Origin of the sequence: Grylomicrobium aquisgranense, assembly GCF_033971865.1 — a bacterium.
Classification (GTDB): Bacteria; Bacillota_I; Bacilli_A; order Erysipelotrichales; family Erysipelotrichaceae; genus Bulleidia; species Bulleidia massiliensis.
The window spans coordinates 36,969-58,463 of the sequence record NZ_JALBUR010000013.1 but is presented as its reverse complement, the minus strand read 5'-3'; the positions used below and the strand labels follow the sequence as shown (position 1 = coordinate 58,463).

The following is a 21,495-nucleotide window of genomic DNA, read 5'->3' as shown; positions in this document are numbered from 1 at the left end:
TGCGTCTTGTGCTTCACAATCGAAAGAGCCATAACAAAGCAACAGTAGCCATAGCACGTGAGCTGGCATGCTTTATATGGGGAATGATGACAGGCAATATTCATACTGTTCTTGCGTAAGATGATTTTATCGATTGCAAGGTATCAGCCAGGACATACGTTGAACAATGCAGAAGAAATCAGTGAATGACAGAAACATAGAAACAGGAGGGATATGAATTAGACTGAAGGCATCAGGAAGGAGCAGCCCGGATTTGAACTGGATGGTTCAGCTATCTGCGGTTCAGCTATGATGGCACGTTTCCATGGTGATCCACGATTTTAGACAGCAGAGCTGGCGGCGAAACCATTGGCCTGTGGGGTGGGAGAGCATTTGTCCCTGATACACGAATAACAGAATGGCTAAATACCGCGAACTGTTGAAAATCCGAGACTCTTTCCTCATGCCTTCAACAGCAGACAAAAAATATTGAATCAATCCGAAACTAGCACTTGACATTGGCTTTTACATAACAGCTGATTATTGAAGATCGGGATGGATATCGCGACGAGCACAGCAATGATGGCGACCACGATCAAGAGCTCTGCCAGTGTGAAACCTTTATTCTGTTTTCTCCTCATCTGTGATCACCTCATTTTTATACTTCATGTCCTTGCTTGATTAAATCATTCAGCTTTTTTCAGATCGAACGCGTATATGCCACTTGCAGTTCCCATTGCTATAACTATTTTGGGGTTTTCGATATATTCTGTATCTGCACTATTTGTTATTCCATATTCGCGTTCCAAATAATACCCATAGTTATCATTCCATAAACTATGTCCATGCATACGTTGTAACGCTTTTGACGTATAGAGAACAACATATAGAGTCCTGCTCTCTCCTTCTGGTCGATTGATACCTAACGTTTTGATGCCACCGCCAATCGTTTCATCATTTCCTGCAAGTGCAAACTGTCTGTGGATATTTCCGTTATTACCCTGTCCCTGATGAGTCATCTTCACAGGAACATACCACGAGTGATCCGGATCAGATGCAGCAGCTGCCATCACTTCTGCATAGGCGGCACGAAGATTAGCCTTATCAACAGCCTCCTGTGCTTTCAGTTTCTGTTTTGCGAAAACCGGGATGGATATCGCCACCAGTACTCCGATTATGGCAACCACGATCAGGAGCTCCGCTAATGTAAAGCCCTTATTCAATTTTCTCCTCATCTGTAATCACCTGCCCTTCTGAGTCTGATATTGTCTTCTAAATCGGTTCTTACATCAACAGGCCAAAGCAGCCTTCAACACTATCTATAGAAGTAATAGTAATCTACTGTACCGCTACCATCTTTCTTCAGATCAACACCTATTCTGTGATATATCCGATCGCCAAGACCACTGAAATTATTTAAGTCCCAGCTCGAAGGGTCGCTTGTTATCCATCCTATAACACAACCGCCTTCTCTACTTAGTCCTGCTCTTTCTCGTCCATCCTCCGTTGCACGATCCCATGCATCATGGATCGCAGTCACGGTTCCAGTACGGATATCATAGGTCCATCCCAGCTTGCCGGTATCCAAGTACGCGACAATTGCCGCAGCTTTAGCTGAACGAGCATTTGCAAGATTGGTCGCAAACCTTGCTTTCCTTAGCTGATTATTGAAGATCGGGATGGATATCGCCACGAGCACTCCGATTATCGCAACCACAATGAGGAGTTCAGCAAGGGTGAAGCCCTTCTTATTCTTTTTCATTGAGCATCACTCGCCCTCTCATAACTATAATAACGCCCCATATAACTGAAAGATCAGATAAATAGCCAAAAGTACGAGTACAATCGCAGCTATCATTCCTATCGTAGAAAATGATCTATTCCTTTTCCACTCCGTCTTTAGGATAGATGGTGTCAGAACACTCAGTGCGAAAATGATGATCATGTTAACGATATTCCATTGACATTTTACGCCGAACAAAAGTGAAGCTGCGCCAAGAATGATGCCAGCTATGCTTAAAGAAAATCTGCCCTTTGCATTTCCGCTCACTATGGTAGTTCTATTCTGCGAATAAATATACCCACCCTTCGGGAACTCCTTCCGAAGCTTTGAGATTTGCATCCACTCGCCAGACCCGTGTTTTACCAGGCTGCTGTCATCAAGTCTGTGCTCTCGCATCAACCGGCAGATATTGTCTTTATCACACGGACCGAAATCATATCCATTCAATCTGTAGTACCAGCCCAGTGAGTTTTTATATTTTACGCCTGCCGCCTTATATTCTTTTGCGCGCTGGTCTCTTTGATACCAGTCCCGTTCTTGAATACCCATATTACTCCCCCATCATAATCTCATGAATAAAGAATCAGATAATGCTTTCCGTAAATTTAATTACGCCCACAGGTTCTTAAAATTGCGGAAAACAACCTCATTCTGCGCAAATGTACACGTTGGAAATTGAAGATCAGATGGTCCATCCCGGTCATCTCCCTATTGGCTGATGGGCCATCATCATAGGTAACTTATATTTACGACCGCAGGTTCCAAAATCTGCGAAAAACGGCCTCATTCTGCGCAATAGTCTAGGATCATTACAAGCGATGGACAGGCACGCGTAATAGTGCAGAGCAGGTCACGAATACATGCCTCAGGGGCGTTTTAGTTGCTATCAGCATCCCAATTTTCACATCACAGCTGGAGAAGGCTAGAGAGGCTACTGACCTCGCTAATATTCGTGCAGCTTATGCTGAATGTTCAGTTGCAGTATTGACAGAGGCAAACTCTGGCAATGCTACATATAATAGCACTGATGGCTCTGCCTCAGAGGAGGTTGCTCTTCATCAGAAGACTACCGACTGGACAGATAATAACAAAGAAGCTAAGATTGGCAACCAGGTAGCAAAGAATAACTTTAATATTGCTGAAGGCAATACTAAGGCCACCGTTAAAATTGCGAAAGATGGCACGCTGACCATTACCATGGGGGTAAGTAGTTTCCTAAAAAAAGGGCTCGAGATTATCTTGATAATCTCGAGCCTTCTTTTTTGAGACTATTGGAGCGTTTGAGCTAATTATTTATCATATTCAAGTGTGCTAGCCGTTCCATCTTCGTGAATGGTTAAGGTTGCTTTTGTCGCGCCCTTACCAGGGGTGCCGGCAGAAATCCCACCAATACTTCCATCCTTTAATGCGTCGCTCTGCCAGTCTGCCTGAGTCTGATGCAATTTAATTTCAGCTTTATAAACAAGATTTCCGTCAGCGGCTGAGCCTGTAGTTGCTTTTAATGTAATGTCGCCTTCTTTTTTGTCAGCGCTAATAGCTGTTTCTGTTAATGCGTCAGCAGAGAGCTCAGCATACGCAGCACGGATATTAGCAGCATCAGTAGCCTCTCTTGCCTTCTCCAGCTGTGCTGTGAAGATCGGAATTGAAATAGCAACAAGAACTGCAATGATTGCAACTACAATGAGCAGTTCGGCGAGTGTAAAGCCCTTTTTCTTTCTTGAATCGTTCATGATAATCCTCTCCTTGTTTTTTTGGTTTGGAATCCCTCCTTTTTGAGTAGAGATTCGTCACTGTTATGCTAGCATTTGTACCTGTTTCGTTCAATCATCCATCTGTAATATGTTGAGTATTTTGTAATATTTTATGATAGATTACTGAAACTGTCAGGGTTTATTGCCTGTTGTAAATCCGCGGGGTTCTTCCTTTGCATCACATGTAGTTGTACATTGTAAACATCGGCAGGTACAGGGCAATGACAATGAAGCCGGCAATGAAGGCCATGATGATTAGCATGGTTGGTTCGATCTTGCCAATGGCTTTCTGTACAGCATAGTTGTATTCATTGGTGTAATAGTCGCCGATGGTTGTCAGTGTCTTTCCCAGTTCGCCGGTATCTTCACCGACGGCAGTCATTTCATCCAGAACATGTGGGAAGTATTTGCTTTCCTTCATGACTTCGCCCAGAGTATGTCCGGTCTCAACCTTTTCAGCCATAGGCGCTACATCTCTCTGTAATGCATAGTTGTCCATCACTTTGGCGGTAATGCGCAGGGAATCGGATACGGTCATGCCTGCCTGTGTCAGTGCGGCCATCGTAGAGGCAAACTGGGTCGCGCCCTGCAGGGTATTGATATTGCCGGTGATGGGCGATGTCAGCTTGTGCTTGGCCCACCAGAGTCTTCCTTTTTCGGTGGATACTGCGATTCTTGCCGCAACAACAGCCGCAAGAATCACTGCCAGGATGATTGGCCACCACTTGCTGAAGAAGGAAGAGATATGGATGAGAATAACGGTCATGGTTGGCAGTTCACCACCAAGGTCATTGAATGTGGAAATGAATGTCGGCATGACAACGATCATAACGATGGCAATGACAATAACTGCCACAACCAGGACAAAGATCGGATAGGACAGTGCCTGTCTGATCTTCTGGCTGACCTTGTAGCTTTTCTCATAGTATTCCTGCAGTGTCGCAAAGGCATGGTCAATCGTACCGGACAGTTCTCCTGCCCGGATTGTCTCGATGAACAGAACCGGGATCTGGGGGCAGTTTTTCTCAAAGGCATCTGCCATCGTGGATCCCTGGGCAACATCCTTTGCAGAGCTCTCCAGCATCTTCTTCAGTCTCTTGTCACGGGTCTGCTCTGCTACCATCATGATTGCCTTGTCTATGGCAACGCCAGAGCTGAGAATGATGGAAAACTGCGAGCACATGACACTGAGTGCCTTATGATCAATCTTCGTATTGATTTCCCTGTTCAAAAGATCATGCATGCCGCCCTGCTTTACTTCTGCAATAGACAGGACAATCGGATATTCCTGCTTGATGCTTGCCACCGCAGCGTATTCATCCACGGCATCCAGTACCCCAGATACCTTGGCGCCATCCCTTGACTGGGCTGTATATTTGTACGATATCATCGCAATCCTCCCATCTGTGTCTGTTTCACAAAGGACATGCTCATGCCTGCACTCTTGCGTACATATTCCTGATTCACAGCATTCTCTGCAGCTGTCTCAGCACTGATCATACCCTTTCTGACAAGGTCCAGCAGACAGTTGTCCATGGACAGTGAGCCAATACTGCGTGAAGCCAGCAGTGAAGACTGCATCTGCGGGGTATTTCCATCTCTGATCTGGTTGCGGATTGCCGCATTGACCATCATCAGCTCACAGGCAGCCACTCTGCCATGTCCTGACTTTCTGACAAGCAGCTGCTGGGACAATACTGCTTTCAGGACAGAAGCCAGCTGGACGCGAATTTCCTCCTGGCGCTCAGCCGGAAAAGCAGAAACAACACGGTCAACCGTATCCACAGCACCATTGGTATGCACGGTAGAAAAGACAAGATGTCCTGTTTCTGCTGCCGTCAGTGCAATTTCCATTGCGGCCGCATCCCGCATCTCACCAATCAGGATAATATCAGGATCTTCACGCAGAATAGATTTCAGTCCATCTGTCCATGACTGCGTATCCCTGCCAATCTCACGCTGTGAGATCAGGCACTGATCCGGTGCATAGACATATTCGATCGGATCTTCCAGGGTGATGATATGTTCTTTTCTTGTGTGGTTGATCTGATTCAGGATGGCGGCCAGGGTTGTAGACTTGCCGGATCCGGTTTCCCCAGTCACAAGGATCAGCCCCTTCTTCATGGACGCAAAGCTGTCTACTGCCGGCGGCAGTCCAAGCTCCTTCAACTGTGGAATACGGTCAGCCAGAAGGCGCAGTGCCAGTGACATCGCCCCATCCGTCCGGTACAGATTGATCCTGATCCGGCTGCCATCAATCTGCACGGCACCATCACTCTCACCAATCCTGCTGATGCCATCAAACCCCTTTGGATCCAGCAGTCTGGCATAGTCATCACAATCCTGACCAGTCACAATCTCATCATCCATATTCTCAAGCTGACCGTCAATGCGCAGCTTGACAGGAACTCCCGCCGCAATATGAATATCAGAAGCACCCTTCTCTTTTGCCAAAGCAACAATCTGTTCCAGCGACTTCATTCTACCGTCACCACCTGATGCACAACTTCATCCAGCGTTGTCACGCCATTTTCAACCAGATCACGGGCATTGGCAATCATCGGTACAAAATCACCCTGACTGGCAATTACCTCACGCAGCTCCGTACTGTTTTCCCCTCTGGCAATTGCATCACGGATCTTTGCATTCACAGGCAGAATCTCAAACACACCTGTTCTGCCTTTATAACCGGAGCCAAAGCACATGTGGCACCCTTTTCCCTTATAGAATCTGAACTGGGACGGATTTTTGATGCCGGCCAGATCACAGAGATATGGATCCGGCTGTATCTGCGTACGGCAGTTTGGACAGATGCGTCTGACCAGACGCTGCGAGATGATGCCTCTGACACTGGACGCAATCAGATATGGCTCAATGCCAAGATCACGCAGACGGTCAATCGCACTGATCGTATCCTCGGTATGAATCGTAGAAAGCACAAGATGGCCAGTCATAGCTGCCCGCAGCGCAATCTCAGCTGTCTCACCATCACGGATCTCACCTACACAAATCACATCCGGATCCTGTCTCAAGCATGCACGCAATGCACTGGCAAAAGTCAGTCCCACTTTCTCATTGATTGCGACCTGGGTAACACCCTCAATCTGGTATTCCACCGGATCTTCCAGAGAAATCATATTGATATCCGGTTTATTCAATTCCTGAATCATCGTATACATCGTACTAGTCTTGCCAGATCCGGTAGGACCAACAATCAGAATCATGCCGGAGGAATTATGCAGGATACGATCAAACTTGGCATTGTCACGATCTGTGATGCCAATGCCTTTTCTGGTCAGCGTTGCCGCATCACGCCACAGAATACGGATGACAACCGTCTCGCCAAAGATCGTGGGCATCGTATTCAGACGCAGATCAATAGTCTGGCCATTGCTGCGGCGGAACTGGGCACGTCCATCCTGCGGAATCCTGCGCTCCGTAATATTCATGCCGGCCATGACCTTGAAGCGGGAAACAACTGCAGACTGCAGCTGTGAAGGAATCGTCAGAATCTCCTGCAGATGACCATCCACACGAATCCGCACCGTCATATTCTCCTCATGCGGCTCCACATGAATATCACTTGCCTTCTCATCAAAGCCACGCTCCAGAATACTATTGACAAGCTTGACAGTCGGTGCCGATGAAGCCTCATCCTGCACCTCTTTTTCATCCGCAGCCGCACCAATCGTCAGTCCTCTTTCCTCACTCATCTCCTTGATGGCAAGGGCAGCACCTTCATTCTCATACAGAACACTCAGAGCACGGCTGATGGCATTGCTGTAGGCAATCATCGGCACAACCTTGCGTCTGGTCGCCTCACGCACCACTTCAAGCGCACGGAAATTCAGCGGATCTTCCATTGCCAGATACAGCTGACTGTTCTCAATCCTGACCGGGACAACACGGTACGCCCTGGCAATATTACGGGGCACAACCTGTGCCATAGACGGATCAATCTTCACTTTGTTGAGATCCACAAACTCAATGCCCAGCTGCATACGCAGCGTCTCAATCAGCTGTGACTCCGTAATAAACCCATTGTCAATCAATACCGTACCAAGACGCTTCCCAGTACCCTTCTGCAGCTCCAATGCTTTATTCACCTGCTCGCTGGTCAGCACACCGGCATCCACGAGCATTTCACCAAGTCTCTTATTCTTCATGGCAGACCTCCAAAGAACCTGATAATTGTACAGTAAGAATATACACCAAAACAGGATGATAACCCAGCCAGCAAGCCGCCTGATTGGAAAAACGCAACAAAAAAGATGCCTTTCGGCATCTTTGTGTATCACTTACTTAATGATTTCAGTGATGTTTCCGGAACCAACTGTACGGCCGCCTTCACGAATGGAGAAACGTGTTCCCTTTTCGATAGCGATCGGAGCCAGCAGGTTGACTGTCATCTCGACGTTGTCGCCCGGCATGCACATTTCTGTGCCTTCCGGCAGAGTGATGACACCGGTAACGTCAGTTGTTCTGAAATAGAACTGCGGACGGTAGTTGGAAACGAACGGTGTATGACGGCCGCCCTCTTCCTTTGTCAGAACGTAAACCTGAGCCTTGAACTCTGTATGAGGCGTAACAGAACCCGGCTTAGCCAGAACCTGTCCACGCTCAACCTGATCACGGTTGACACCACGGAGCAGAGCACCAATGTTGTCACCAGCCTGAGCATAATCCAGAGTCTTTCTGAACATTTCAATACCAGTAACGACAGTCTTGATGGTCGGCTTCAGACCAACGATCTCAACTTCATCGTTCATGTTCAGCTTGCCACGCTCAACACGGCCAGTAGCAACAGTTCCACGGCCAGTGATCGTGAAGACATCCTCGACAGCCATCAGGAACGGCTTATCGAACTCATGAACAGGAGCCGGAATGTATGTGTCAACAGCATCAAGGAGTTCCTTGATAGCCGGTGTCCACTTCGGATCACCCTGCAGAGCCTGATAAGCAGAACCACGGATAACCGGGCAGTTATCGCCATCGAAGCCATACTCATTCAGAAGTTCACGAACTTCCATCTCAACCAGGTCGATGAGCTCATCATCATCAACCATGTCGCACTTGTTCAGGAATACGACAATCTTCGGAACACCAACCTGACGGGCGAGCAGGATGTGCTCACGAGTCTGAGGCATCGGTCCATCAGTAGCAGCAACAACGAGGATAGCGCCATCCATCTGCGCTGCACCAGTGATCATGTTCTTGACATAGTCAGCATGACCTGGGCAGTCAACATGTGCATAGTGTCTCTTCTTTGTCTGATATTCAACGTGTGCAGTATTAATCGTAATACCACGAGCCTTCTCTTCCGGTGCACCGTCGATCTTGTCATAAGCCTCAAATACGGCCTTGCCATCTTCCGGATGCTCGGACAGATACTTAGTGATCGCAGCTGTCAGTGTTGTCTTACCATGGTCAACGTGACCGATAGTACCGATGTTGACATGTTCCAGCGTACGGTCGAAATGTTCCTTAGCCATAATACTTTTATCCTCCTGGTTTTTTTAGTCAGCCTGTATGTATTCTAATTTATACAGTTTTTAAAATCAATCATTACTTAGAAGCAGTGCTGTTTTTCTCGATAATTTCCTTAGCAATGTTCTTCGGCACTTCCTCATAGTGATCCATCTGCATCGTATAGATGCCGCGGCCCTGTGTGAACGAACGCAGATCCGTTACATAGCCGAACATGGATGCCAGCGGAATGTATGCCTTAACCTTGATTGCATTGCCTGTCTCTTCCTGCTCACGAATCTGACCACGTCTCTTTGTGACATCGCCCATGATGGTACCAAGGTACTCACTCGGGGCAGTGATATCAACAGACATGATCGGCTCCAGAATGGTCGGACCGCACTTCTTGGCAGCTTCCTTCAGTGCCAGAGAAGCAGCGATCTTATATGCCTGCTCAGAAGAGTCGACATCGTGATAGGAACCATCGAACAGCACAGCCTTGATATCTACAACCGGATAGCCTGCAACCAGACCATTCGGCAGTGCTTCTTCCAGACCCTGCTCAGTAGGCTTGATGAATTCCTTCGGAACGGAACCGCCAACTGTAGCATCCTCGAATTCGAAGCCCTTGCCAGGGTTCGGGGAGAAACGAATCCAGACGTCACCATACTGACCATGACCGCCGGACTGACGGATGAAGCGGCCTTCAACCTCAGCTTCCTTGGTAATGGTTTCACGGTAAGCAACCTGCGGTGCACCAGCAGTAGCCTCAACCTTGAACTCTCTTCTCATACGGTCCATGATGATATCCAGCTGCAGCTCACCAACACCAGCGATGATGGTCTGACCTGTCTCTTCATCCGTATATGTCTTGAAAGTAGGATCCTCTTCAGCCAGCTTAGCCAGAGCATCATCCATCTTCTGGGAGTCAGCCTTTGTCTTCGGCTCAACGGACATCTGAATGACCGGATCCGGGAAGACCATGGACTCAAGAATAATCGGATGATTCTCATCACACAGCGTATCACCTGTACCTGTGTACTTCAGACCAACAGCACCAGCGATATCACCGGCATAAACCTCAGTAATATCCTTTCTGTGGTTGGCATGCATACGCACGATACGGCCCAGTCTCTCACGCTTGTCCTTGGATGCATTCAGCACATAGGAACCAGCAGTAGCAGTACCGGAATATACTCTGAAGTATGTCAGACGGCCGACGAACGGGTCAGTCGCAATCTTGAATGCCAGAGCACTGAACGGCTCATCATCAGAAGGCTTTCTGTCTTCCTCTGTACCATCTTCCAGATGACCGACAATAGCCGGAACATCCACCGGAGAAGGCAGGTAGTCAACAACGGCATCCAGCAGCATCTGTACACCCTTGTTCTTGTAGGCAGAACCACACAGAACCGGGAAGAACTCAGAAGTCAGAACACCCTTGCGGATCGCACCCTTGATTTCTTCAACAGTCGGCTCTTCACCTTCCAGAACCTTCATCATCAGATCATCATCATAGTCGGCAATTGCCTCCAGCATGGTCTGACGCATCTCCTTGGCCTTGTCAAGGAACTGAGGCTCAATGTCCTCAACCTTGATGTTTGTGCCAAGGTCATTCTCATACATCTCTTCCTTCATTGTAACAAGGTCGATAATGCCGCGGAATGTGCTCTCCTTGCCAACCGGCATCTGGATTGCAGCAGCCTTGGCACCCAGACGGTCGCCGATGGACCTGACACTCATGTCAAAGTCAGCACCAGTCGCATCCATCTTGTTGGAGAATACGATACGCGGAACCTTGTACTCAGTTGCCTGTCTCCAGACAGTCTCAGTCTGCGGCTCAACACCAGCCTTGGAGTCAAGAACTGTTACCGCACCATCCAGAACACGCAGAGAACGCTCAACCTCAGCAGTGAAGTCGACGTGGCCTGGTGTATCGATGATATTGATCTGGCAGTCCTTCCAGTGGCAGGTTGTCGCAGCCGAAGTAATCGTGATGCCTCTTTCCTGCTCCTGGGCCATCCAGTCCATCTGCGAAGCACCATCATGTGTCTCGCCGATCTTGTGAATCTTACCTGTGTAATAAAGGATACGCTCAGTAGTTGTTGTCTTACCGGCATCAATGTGGGCCATGATGCCAATGTTACGAATCTTGTTTAATGGAAACTCTCTGGGCATTTTTAGCTCCTTCCCTCAATTACCAGCGATAGTGAGCAAACGCCTTGTTTGCTTCAGCCATCTTGTGTGTCTCTTCCTTCTTCTTCACAGAAGCACCAGTACCATTGGCCGCATCCATGATCTCATTTGCCAGTCTCTGCTCCATCGTCTTCTCATTTCTCAGACGCGCATAGTTGACAATCCAGCGAAGACCAAGAGTCAGCTTTCTCTCAGCACTGACTTCAACCGGAACCTGATAGTTGGCACCGCCAACACGGCGGACCTTAAGTTCCAGCTGCGGCATCACATTGCCCAGAGCCTTCTCAAATACTTCCATCGGGTTCTCACCCGTCTTCTTCTCAATATCTGCAAATGCATCGTACAGAATTGTCTGAGCCGTACCACGCTTGCCATCCAGCATGATTCTGTTGATCAGCTTTGTGACCAGCTTGGAGTTATAGATCGGATCCGGCAGTACGTCGCGCTTTGCTACATAACCTTTTCTTGGCATATTCTATCTTCTCCTATCTATTACTTCTTCGGCTTCTTAGCACCATACAGAGAACGGCTCTGATTCCGATCAGAAACACCAGCGCAGTCCAAAGTGCCTCTGATAATGTGATAACGAACACCAGGCAGGTCCTTGACACGGCCGCCTCTGATCATAACCACGGAATGCTCCTGCAGATTGTGACCAACACCCGGAATATAAGCAGTCACTTCCATACCATTGGAAAGACGTACACGGGCATACTTACGAAGCGCAGAGTTAGGCTTCTTCGGTGTCATTGTACCAACACGGGTGCAGACACCTCTCTTCTGCGGGGAACTCAGCTTTGTCGGACGGCTGTGCAGAGTATTGAAACCTCTGTTCAGAGCCGGGGACTTTGACTTGTAAACTTTATCGGTACGCCCTTTGCGTATCAACTGGTTTATTGTAGGCATCTATAATCTCCTTCCATCTTGTTTCATGCACACACAACCAAGTGTGCCGCCTCTTAGCCTAAATATAAGCTTTACGCACACGTAAAGCTCGTTTTCACTAAGCGAATCAATTCTATTTGTTTCCCCGCCCCCCGTCAAGCACTTTTTGATGAAACAGCAAACGATTCTAAATTGCAAAACGCAGTGCAGCAGCACTATCACGCTGAATTGTTTTGCATGAAGCATCGCTGTTTTGGCTTTTCCCCAGGGGTACAATAAAGCGGAAACAGCGCAAAGCCAGATAATCGCTGCTCCAGTGATTATCTGGCCACATTGACAACCATACCGTCATGACTGTGCTTGGTCTGATACATATAGTCATCTGCCCGGGCAATGGCCTGATCCAGAGGCACTGCATCGTCTATGCATACCTCACCAACGCTCAGTCCATTCAGTCTGGTCTTTTCTTTCTTCAATACAGAAGCACATACTTTCTCAATAGCCTCTTTGACCGGTGCCTGACAGACTGCCACAAACTCATCACCGCCATAGCGCATCAGAAAAGCATCTCTGTCCACTGCCAGACGGATGATCCGGCTTGCTGTACTGATTGCCTCATCTCCTGCCTTGTGGCCATACGTATCATTGATCTGCTTCATATGATCGATATCGATGAACGCAACATACACTCTTCCATACTTTGCCAGCACTTCCTTGTAGTGCATACTGCCATACTTCTCCAGTCCAAATCGGTTGAAAAATCCCGTCAGAGAATCATGAAGATACAGATCATCCAGCAGCTGATTGTGCTTTGTCATCACCACTTTGCGCCGCACATTCTCCAGTGCATTTTCAATCATTGACAGATACATGGCCAGGAAGCCATACTCCATCATCTCTGGTATCTCCGGCAGCACGACTATGCCAATGGCAAGACGGTTGCTGCGAAGGGGCAGCACCAGGTAGAAATTGCTCAGCTGCAGCATTTCTTCAGGCAGAATCTGACTCGATTCCACCTGTCCATAGCAGTGATACACAGAATCCGCTTCCACTGTATGATCATCCGCCGGTGCCCACACCATCAGATTCAGCGTATGGCTGTAATGACGGCAGTTGTCCGGATTCTCATAATTCTCCAGATAGCTCTGATCCAGCAATAATGCAAGATGATTCAGACCGGCATGACTGACTTCCTTCTCCAGTTCCTTTAGCAGCTCCACCAGGTTGGCAGCTGCCGACAGTGCCGGCAGATCATGCGACTGTATCCGCAGAAAGCGGTGAGCCTCCCGCATCAGTACACCATACGCATTGACAAGATATGACGGATCCTCCTGTTCACTATTGCAGCCGCAGGAATCATGCAGGACCAGGCGGGCAGGCACATAGACAGAAGAAATCTTCTTCTTTTCCTTCATCAGGGATATGATGGCACCAGCCGCCTGTTCTCCGATTTTCTCATAATCCCGGAACATCGTTGTAATCTGCGGAAATTTTTCATCACTGGCATTCTGGCCATCAATCCCCGTCAGAAGAATATCCTGCGGGATCCTGATGCCATGTGCCGCAAACCAGTCAGCGGCTCCGCGGGCAGCGGAATCATTGGCACAGATCAAGGCATCCGGCAGCCCATTGGCCAGACAGAACGCCGCCGCCTTTGCCCCATCCTGTTCCTGCCAGCCATGGCTGACAACCATGGCATCCTCTATGCCATACTGGCGGCAGGCATCCAGAAAGCCCAGTTCCCTCTGCTGAGACTCATACGAGCTCTGCAGACCACTGGCATAATACAGCCTGCGGGCATGATGAACCTGAATCACATGCTTCACCATCTCAAACATGGCCCCATAGTTATCCGTCCCCACATACACAGCATGATCAAGCGGATAGTTCACCGAGACAGCCGGAATGCCAAGCGCATAAGCCGCATCCACAATACGCTGTCTCTGGGCAACCGGCCAGGAACTGTTTCCCTGCAGCAGAATGCCGTCATAATCCTGCAGATGGCACAGATTGAAAATTTCCAGAGCACCTTCCTCAATCTGCTCATCCAGATAGCGTGCAAGCGCATTGAACACGTAAAAACGGACGTCCTTCTCCCTGCCAAGACGAGTCCTGATTCCCTTCAGAAGACCGGTCATCATCATGTAATTCCAGTCAAATGTCAGAAACGCAACCTTATATGTCATGTTTCCCCCACAGCTTCTTGTTTTTAGTATAGCACGCTTCGATTCTGCTGTATCATGAAGTAAACAATGCTGTCTGCTTTTCAAGCTTGACAGCAATCGTTATAATGTAGACCGGAGGTGTTTCCATGGCTAAAAACGTTTGCGATTTCTGCCTGAAAGAAAGCGGCGGGCTCTTCGGCAGAACAATCCGTCTTTCAGACGGCCATCATATCTGCAAAAACTGCCGCGCGATCATTCAGTCGTACGGCCTTCCCGTGCAGTTTGACCTGTTCCAGCAGCTGGTAACAGCCCACCCCAATCTGCGCGATATGATCATGGATGCCTATCTGGAAACACATGATCCCGGCACGGCCATTGCCAGGTTCTATCCCCTGCCGCGGGTGATGATGCATGAGGGAGAACACTGTATCAATGCCGTCGAAGCCGAGATGACTGTAAAAAAGAGTGAGATTCCTGCTGCCAATGCCGTAGCCTCCATTGCGGATATTCAGCGCAAGGATATTGTCAACCTGGCCGATGCACCGGAAGACACCTCACGCAGCGATCTGCAGAGAGTCAAGGGCATGCTGTATGAAAGTGAAGTCGCATTGTACTTCCTGTCTGAGAAGTTTATCAACTGCCACCGGCTGGGCTTTGTCAAGCGCAATACAGGTGAGACAGACCAGATTCAGGTGGTGACCAGAAAGTATACCTATACATATAAGGTTGCCCATGCAGATCTGTTTTTCATGCGGGAGCGCTTCTTCCGCAAGGTCAATGCGGCTGCCAACAACAAGCAGCAGCACCTGATCTACATCCGCAATGACAATGAACTCACCATCACCCCGGGTGTCTATGAAATCCCAAGATCCCTGAAACCAGGTATTTACAAGGTAAAGGCAGTCAAGGATGACGGCCTGCATATCCGTGATTCCATCGGCAGAGTCAAAGACTACTATGAAAATGAAGAGTGCATCGACCTTACTGACGGCGGCATTCTGGAATGCACAGGTGAATACGAACTGGAATGGGTTGCCAGCAATAAAGAAGAAGCAGAAAAGAAGACCAGAAGATGACAGCAGCTGCAGATGCGGCTGCTGTTTTTGCATACGAAAAAGGCTGTATGCACCGGCACACAGCCATATCTTCAAAATTTTAATTCATTCTGCCGGCCTGGCGGGATGCCCAGGCCTCATCCACCACAAAACTTTTGTCATTCTTCAATTGCGGCATCTGTTTTGCCATATCTTCATACATCTGCTTTGGCATCTGTGCAAAAGCAAGATCCTCTTTCCCGTCATCCACAACCAGTTCCCACCTGTCGCCATCCGTATTGAACCAGGCGTGCACAATGTTGTCAAAACGCTTGGTAGACAGCAGAATACTGACCGCCGTATACTTGCACATTTCCATCACCCTGTCATCCAGGCCAAGACTGGCAAGAACAATCTTTTCCTGCAGATCCGGAACTGATCTGACAATGCGGCACGTACACTGACTGATCCATGCCTGCACCGCATCCGGGAAACCATCTTCCTTCTGCCCGGAAAACAGCTGCTGGAACCTTGCGGCATCTTCATCCTTGTCAGCCAGTGCATACAGCAGTTTCTTAGAGCCATCGTGAAACAGACATGTATAAGAAAGTGCTGTCTGCTCACCACAATGCGGACATCTGTAGTAAAACGCCGACCCATCCAGAATATGACTGGCAGCCTGAGGATCCTGTAACGTATCCATCAGCTGATGAACCGTAAAGTCACCTGTTTTCCCGCACGCACCACAGGTCACCTTGGTTGTATATACATTCTTGATTTTTTCCATGATCTCTTCTCCTGCCCACATCATACCTGAATCCATCACAACATGTCGACAGGGAAAACAAATCTTAACCAAGTGCAACGTCCAGGATCATCATGATCACAAAGCCCAGTGCAAAGGAAATCGTTCCAATATTGGAATGCTTTCCTTCTGACATCTCCGGCACCAGTTCCTCTACAACAACATACAGCATGGCACCAGCCGCAAAAGCCAGTAAATATGGCAGAATCGGCACCACGAGATCTGCTGCCCAGATCGTAAACAGGGCAGCAATCGGCTCCACGGCACCTGAAAGTACACCGTACCGGAATGTTTTCGAGCGCTTCATGCCCGCTGCCATCAACGGTGCAGACACAACCGTACCTTCCGGAAAATTCTGGATGGCGATGCCAATCGCCAGGGCCAGAGCAGATGCCAGAGAAACACTGCCGGCAAGATATCCTGCATACACAACGCCAACCGCCATGCCTTCCGGAATATTGTGAATCGTGACAGCAAGGATGAGCTTGGTGCTGGACTGCAGAGCAACATCCGGTCCTTCCGTGCTTTCATCCATATGCATATGCGGAATGACATGATCCAGCAGAAGTAAAAAACCTATTCCGGCAAGAAAACCAATGGAAGCCGGCAGAAAAGACAGCCTGCCAAGGTTTTCAGACTGGCTCAGCGCAGGTTCCAGCAAAGAGAAGAACGTGGCCGAAACCATCACCCCAGCCGCAAAGCCTTCCATAATCTTTCCTGTCTTCTCACTCATCTGCTTCTTCATCAGAAACACAACCGCAGCACCTAATGAAGTGCCAAGAAACGGTATCAATATACCAATGAGAATATGACTCATATCAAACTCCTTTTACAGCTATTAGTATGCGTATTTTACAGAATACTTGCAAATTATTCACTTTCTCCTGCGTACTCTTTCAGTACGGTCAAATCTGTTGCCGGGAAGTCAAAGATTCGATACTGTTGGAGCAATCGGAGAAATGGTGATGAAACAGGTAATCAAGCGTAATGGAACAGTAACGGCGTATCAGCCGGATAAGATCAAAAATGCAGTGTCCAAGGCATTTGTGCAGGTGCATCAGGAATATACAGATGTACTTGGCAATACGATTCTTTCTTCTGTGGAAGCGGAATTGGATGGCCGTGATTCTGCCTCGGTGGAAGAGATTCAGAATGCGGTGGAAAAGAGCCTGATGAAGGAAGGCTTTTATGATGTCGCAAAAGCTTATATTCTGTATCGTCAGAAACGGACGGAGGCACGTGATGTGCGTTTACAGCTGTCTTCTCTGCTGAAAGATGAGAAGCTGAATGAGGTGCTGTTTGATATTCAGAAGGACTTCGGGGACTATGATCTGAAACGTTTGGCATTGAAGTTTCAGTCCATGGATAAGGAAGAATTATCTTCTTCTGAACGGATGGGAGTGCTGATCCGCAGTGCAGAGGAGCTCACCAGCAAGGAAGAACCGCGCTGGGAAAAGATTGCCGGCCGGCTGCTGGCTTACCAGTTCCATCAGGATCTCAGAGCAGAAGAAGACAAGCTTGGCATTCACAGCTTCTATGACAAGATTGTCTGGCTGACAAAGGAAGGCTACTATGGTGCCTACATTCTGGATGCCTATACCAGAGAAGACATTGATACACTTGCCGGTTATATGGATGATGACCGTGACAAGCTGTTTGCCTGGGCTGGCCTCGATCTGCTGTTATCGCGCTATGTGATTCACACCCGCCATCATGTCAGGATGGAATCCCCGCAGGAGATGTACATGGGTGTGGCCATGCATTTAGGCATGAATGAGAAAAAGGACCGGCTTGCCATTGTCAGACGCTTCTATGACATGATGAGTCTGCATAAGGTCACCATGGCAACCCCTACCCTTGCCAATGCCCGCAAGCCATACCACCAGTTGTCCAGCTGCTTCGTGGATACCGTGCCGGATTCTCTGGATGGCATCTATGCATCCATTTCCAACTTTGCGGAAGTATCCAAGTTTGGCGGCGGCATGGGCATGTATCTGGGAAAGGTCAGAGCCAGAGGCGGCAGTATCCGCGGGTTTGAAGGTGCGGCTGGCGGTGTCATCCGCTGGATCCGTGTCATCAATGATACGGCCGTAGCCGTTGATCAGCTGGGTGTACGCCAGGGTGCTGCTGCTGTATACCTGGATGCCTGGCACATGGACCTGCCTGAGTTTTTACAATTGAGAACAAACAATGGCGATGACAGAATGAAAGCACATGATATCTTCCCGGCTGTGTGCTATCCCGATCTGTTCTGGAAGATGGCCAATGAAAACCTGAACCAGAACTGGTATCTGATGGATCCCCATGAAATTCTCATGGTAAAAGGATATGCCCTGGAAGACAGCTGGGGAGAGGAATGGGAAAAGAAGTATCTGGATTGTGTCCATGATGCCCGCATCCGCAAACGTACAGTTTCGTTAAAAGAGATTGTGCGTCTGATCCTGCGCTCGGCAGTGGAAACAGGCACACCGTTTGCCTTCTTCCGTGATGCTGTCAACAGAGCCAATCCCAACAAGCATGCCGGCATGATCTACTGCTCCAACCTGTGCACAGAGATTGCCCAGAACATGAGTGAATCCGAGATTGTCTCACAGACCATCACCACAGAGAATGGTGAGAATGTGATTGTGACCGCGACAAAGCCAGGCAATTATGTGGTATGCAACCTGTCATCGTTATGCCTGGGCAATATCAATGTGGATGATCAGGAAGAACTGGAGCGTGTAACGACAGATGCCATCCGGGCGATGGATAATGTCATCGATCTTAACTTCTATCCTGTTCCGGCAGCGAAACTGACCAATCATAAGTATCGTTCCGTTGGACTTGGCATCTCCGGCTATCACCATATGCTTGCAAAGCATCAGATCAAATGGGAATCTGAAGATCATCTCAGATTCGCAGACAAAGTGTTTGAGGATATTGGCTACGCAGCGATCAAAGCTTCCAATGAACTTGCCAAAGAGCGCGGCAGCTATTCCCTGTTTGAAGGATCTGAATGGCAGAGTGGTGAATACTTTGCAAGAAGGAATTACACGAGTGAAAGATGGCAGAAACTGAAGGAAGAAGTGAAGAAATATGGCATGCGCAATGCCTATGTCATGGCCACAGCGCCCACATCTTCAACTTCCATTCTGGTGGGATCCTCTGCTGGTCTGGATCCGATCATGAACCGGTTCTATCTGGAGGAAAAGAAAGGTGCAATTCTGCCAAGAGTGGCACCGGATCTTTCACCGAAAACATGGTGGTATTACAAGAATGCCCATGAGATTGAACAGATATGGTCTGTCAAAGCTGCTGCCGTCAGACAGCGCCACATTGATCAGGCCCAGAGCTTCAATCTCTGGATTACCAATGAATACAAGATGAGCCAGTTGTTAAGACTGTACATTCTGGCAGATCAGCTTGGGGTCAAGACCATTTACTATGTACGTTCCCGCTCGCTGGATCCATCAGAGTGCGAGAGCTGCTCAGCATAACAGGAGAAAACGCATGAGTGAGAAAATTCAAAGAAAGCCGCTTTTCAATCCCGATGGCGATACTGAAGTACGAGACAGAAGACTGCTGAACTTCAACACCACCAACATCAACGATTTCAACAACCTGAAGTATCCATGGGTATCTGACTGGTACCGCAATGCCATGAACAACTTCTGGATTCCAGAGGAAATCAGCCTGAATCCAGATAAGTCCGACTACCCGAATCTATTGCCGGCAGAGCGCACTGCCTATGACAAAATTCTCAGTTTCCTTGTATATCTGGATTCTCTGCAGTCAGCCAATCTGCCAAACATCAGCCAGTATGTCACCGCCAATGAAATCAACCTGTGCCTGTCCATCCAGACCTTTCAGGAATGCATCCACAGCCAGTCATACAGCTATATGCTGGATACGATCTGTTCACCGATGGAAAGAGACAACATTCTCTATCAGTGGAAGGAAGATGAGCACCTGTTAAAGAGAAACACGTTCATTGGCAATCTGTACAATGAATTTGTTGCAAACCAGGACAAACGCTCCTTCCTGCAGGTATGCATCGCCAACTTCATCCTGGAGGGCATCTACTTCTATTCCGGCTTCATGTTCTTCTATAACCTTGGCAGAAATGGAAAGATGCCCGGCTCGGTGCAGGAAATCCGCTACATCAACCGTGATGAAAATACCCACCTCTGGCTGTTCATGGAAATCATCCACATTCTGCAGAATGAAGAACCACAGCTTTTCAATGAAGAAAACACCCAGATGATCTATGACATGATCGACGAAGGTGTCCGCCAGGAAATTGAATGGGGCAAATATGTCATTGGCAATGAAATTCCCGGCCTGAATGAACAGATGGTGGAAGACTACATCAAATATCTGGGCAATCTCAGACTCAGATCCATCAACCTGAAACCTTTGTATCCAGGACTGGAAGAAGAACCGGAATCCATGAAATGGGTCGCACAGTACGCCGATGCCAACCAGGTCAAGACAGACTTCTTTGAAGCACGCAGCTCAGCCTATGCCAAGAGCAGTGCCATTGAGGATGATCTGGATCAGCTGTGATAGAGCAAAAGACGCAGACAAAAAAGGAAGCGGTGTTCAGGAGATATCCTGATACACGGCTTCCTTTTCCATATCCTTACTTTTCTTCCCAGTCACGAGGCAGATCACGGAATGTAATCAGTTCAATTCCATGATCCTTTACCCATTGGGCAACTGCATCCGACGTGACTGCTTCAAGATCTTTTGCCCGGCAGAGATTAAAGCTGGACAAGGCAAAGATTCTGGCATCCGCATAGCCGCAATGGCATACAAGATATCCATATTCCTTTCCTGAAGAAAGCATGCCGCCAGCATCACTGACAAGATAGCCTGTCATATCCTCTTCCAGCTGCTTTTCAGGAGATGCCCCAAACTTGTACCAGCCCATACCGGCAGGCGCCACATTTTCCTTCTTCATGACGCTGTCTGTCCAGATGCAGTGATACTTTGCAGCAAGCTTCTGTGAAACGGCCATCGTTGTAGCAGTGCCATAGGCATGATTGTGGATATAATCCGGTGTATGGCCAACCAGCTTTATGTACATCTTGATCTGGGCTTCAAACTCCGCTTCCAGCTGGTCAGAAACAGCGGCCAGATGGTCATGGCCATTTTCATCCGTATCCATTGCCCGATTTTCACGGGAACCATAGAACATACCATCTTCCTTCGTCAGTGCTGGCAAAGCCTCATGTCCCAGCAGAGAAGGACCAGTAGACGCATTGAGATCAATGCCAAAGGCAATCTGATCTAAGAAAGGAGAAATCTCATCCACACATTCCTTTGCCCAGGGCATATTGGCAAACAAACCGGTATTACGGATAATGCCATGACGGATAGCTTCAAGAGCACCCCTGGCACATCCTGGTGTAATCCCATAATCATCCGACTGTGCAATCAGTTTCAT

20 protein-coding genes are annotated in these 21,495 nt (G+C 48.4%); 4 read left to right on the top strand and 16 right to left on the bottom strand.

Annotated features, from left to right (window positions below; translation table 11 throughout):
• Positions 1-473: 473 nt before the first annotated feature.
• The 4 genes from MOZ60_RS11575 to MOZ60_RS06605 form a co-directional block, all read right to left on the bottom strand.
• Complete coding sequence (locus tag MOZ60_RS11575) at positions 474-620, bottom strand: type IV pilin protein (protein WP_371832638.1); 147 nt, start codon at positions 618-620, stop codon at positions 474-476.
• A gap of 45 nt (positions 621-665) precedes the next feature.
• Entirely contained in the window at positions 666-1,214 is a 549-nt protein-coding gene (locus MOZ60_RS06615; RefSeq protein ID WP_370596073.1) for a type IV pilin protein, read from the bottom strand.
• Between the two features lie 80 nt (positions 1,215-1,294).
• Positions 1,295-1,741, bottom strand: coding sequence for a pilin (locus tag MOZ60_RS06610; RefSeq protein WP_370596072.1), 447 nt, complete (start codon positions 1,739-1,741; stop codon positions 1,295-1,297).
• Between the two features lie 24 nt (positions 1,742-1,765).
• Entirely contained in the window at positions 1,766-2,311 is a 546-nt protein-coding gene (locus tag MOZ60_RS06605; protein ID WP_370596071.1) for a hypothetical protein, read from the bottom strand.
• 435 nt (positions 2,312-2,746) lie between these two features.
• On the opposite strand from MOZ60_RS06605, the gene MOZ60_RS06600 reads away from it, so the two are divergent.
• Complete coding sequence (locus MOZ60_RS06600) at positions 2,747-3,028, top strand: hypothetical protein (RefSeq protein ID WP_370596070.1); 282 nt, start codon at positions 2,747-2,749, stop codon at positions 3,026-3,028.
• Positions 3,029-3,051: 23 nt separating this feature from the next.
• Here MOZ60_RS06600 and MOZ60_RS06595 read toward each other — a convergent pair whose 3' ends face one another.
• The 9 genes from MOZ60_RS06595 to MOZ60_RS06555 all read right to left on the bottom strand — a co-directional run bounded on the left by MOZ60_RS06595 (position 3,052) and on the right by MOZ60_RS06555 (position 14,246).
• Positions 3,052-3,492, bottom strand: coding sequence for a type II secretion system protein (locus MOZ60_RS06595; protein ID WP_370596069.1), 441 nt, complete (start codon positions 3,490-3,492; stop codon positions 3,052-3,054).
• Between the two features lie 199 nt (positions 3,493-3,691).
• Entirely contained in the window at positions 3,692-4,903 is a 1,212-nt protein-coding gene (locus tag MOZ60_RS06590) for a type II secretion system F family protein (RefSeq protein ID WP_370596068.1), read from the bottom strand.
• Positions 4,900-5,994, bottom strand: coding sequence for a type IV pilus twitching motility protein PilT (locus tag MOZ60_RS06585; protein ID WP_370596067.1), 1,095 nt, complete (start codon positions 5,992-5,994; stop codon positions 4,900-4,902). The genes MOZ60_RS06590 and MOZ60_RS06585 overlap by 4 nt, the downstream gene beginning before the upstream one ends.
• A complete protein-coding gene (locus tag MOZ60_RS06580) occupies positions 5,991-7,679 on the bottom strand; it encodes a GspE/PulE family protein (protein WP_108775628.1) in 1,689 nt (562 codons plus the stop codon). The genes MOZ60_RS06585 and MOZ60_RS06580 overlap by 4 nt, the downstream gene beginning before the upstream one ends.
• 132 nt (positions 7,680-7,811) lie before the next feature.
• The gene (gene tuf / locus MOZ60_RS06575) at positions 7,812-9,005 is read right to left on the bottom strand and encodes an elongation factor Tu (RefSeq protein WP_108775630.1); all 1,194 of its coding nucleotides are present in this window, start codon (positions 9,003-9,005) and stop codon (positions 7,812-7,814) included.
• A 73-nt stretch (positions 9,006-9,078) separates the two neighbouring features.
• On the bottom strand, positions 9,079-11,157 hold the full coding sequence (fusA, locus tag MOZ60_RS06570) for an elongation factor G (protein ID WP_108775631.1): 2,079 nt from the start codon (positions 11,155-11,157) through the stop codon (positions 9,079-9,081).
• Positions 11,158-11,176: 19 nt separating this feature from the next.
• On the bottom strand, positions 11,177-11,647 hold the full coding sequence (gene rpsG / locus MOZ60_RS06565) for a 30S ribosomal protein S7 (RefSeq protein ID WP_108775632.1): 471 nt from the start codon (positions 11,645-11,647) through the stop codon (positions 11,177-11,179).
• Positions 11,648-11,667: 20 nt separating this feature from the next.
• Complete coding sequence (gene rpsL, locus MOZ60_RS06560) at positions 11,668-12,081, bottom strand: 30S ribosomal protein S12 (protein ID WP_108775633.1); 414 nt, start codon at positions 12,079-12,081, stop codon at positions 11,668-11,670.
• Positions 12,082-12,380: 299 nt separating this feature from the next.
• A complete protein-coding gene (locus MOZ60_RS06555; protein ID WP_370596066.1) occupies positions 12,381-14,246 on the bottom strand; it encodes a diguanylate cyclase in 1,866 nt (621 codons plus the stop codon).
• Positions 14,247-14,371: 125 nt separating this feature from the next.
• Here MOZ60_RS06555 and MOZ60_RS06550 point away from each other — a divergent pair, with 125 nt between their 5' ends.
• The gene (locus MOZ60_RS06550; RefSeq protein WP_108775635.1) at positions 14,372-15,301 is read left to right on the top strand and encodes a hypothetical protein; all 930 of its coding nucleotides are present in this window, start codon (positions 14,372-14,374) and stop codon (positions 15,299-15,301) included.
• A gap of 79 nt (positions 15,302-15,380) precedes the next feature.
• On the opposite strand, the gene MOZ60_RS06545 is transcribed toward MOZ60_RS06550, so the two are convergent.
• The gene (locus tag MOZ60_RS06545; protein ID WP_370596065.1) at positions 15,381-16,046 is read right to left on the bottom strand and encodes a CpXC domain-containing protein; all 666 of its coding nucleotides are present in this window, start codon (positions 16,044-16,046) and stop codon (positions 15,381-15,383) included.
• Positions 16,047-16,110: 64 nt separating this feature from the next.
• The gene (locus tag MOZ60_RS06540; RefSeq protein ID WP_370596064.1) at positions 16,111-16,881 is read right to left on the bottom strand and encodes a ZIP family metal transporter; all 771 of its coding nucleotides are present in this window, start codon (positions 16,879-16,881) and stop codon (positions 16,111-16,113) included.
• Between the two features lie 148 nt (positions 16,882-17,029).
• Between MOZ60_RS06540 and MOZ60_RS06535 the strand changes: the two genes are divergently transcribed.
• On the top strand, positions 17,030-19,543 hold the full coding sequence (locus tag MOZ60_RS06535) for a ribonucleoside-diphosphate reductase subunit alpha (RefSeq protein ID WP_370596063.1): 2,514 nt from the start codon (positions 17,030-17,032) through the stop codon (positions 19,541-19,543).
• 13 nt (positions 19,544-19,556) lie between these two features.
• Positions 19,557-20,612, top strand: coding sequence for a ribonucleotide-diphosphate reductase subunit beta (locus tag MOZ60_RS06530; protein ID WP_370596062.1), 1,056 nt, complete (start codon positions 19,557-19,559; stop codon positions 20,610-20,612).
• Positions 20,613-20,688: 76 nt separating this feature from the next.
• On the opposite strand, the gene MOZ60_RS06525 is transcribed toward MOZ60_RS06530, so the two are convergent.
• The gene (locus MOZ60_RS06525; RefSeq protein WP_370596061.1) at positions 20,689-21,495 is read right to left on the bottom strand and encodes a ChbG/HpnK family deacetylase; all 807 of its coding nucleotides are present in this window, start codon (positions 21,493-21,495) and stop codon (positions 20,689-20,691) included.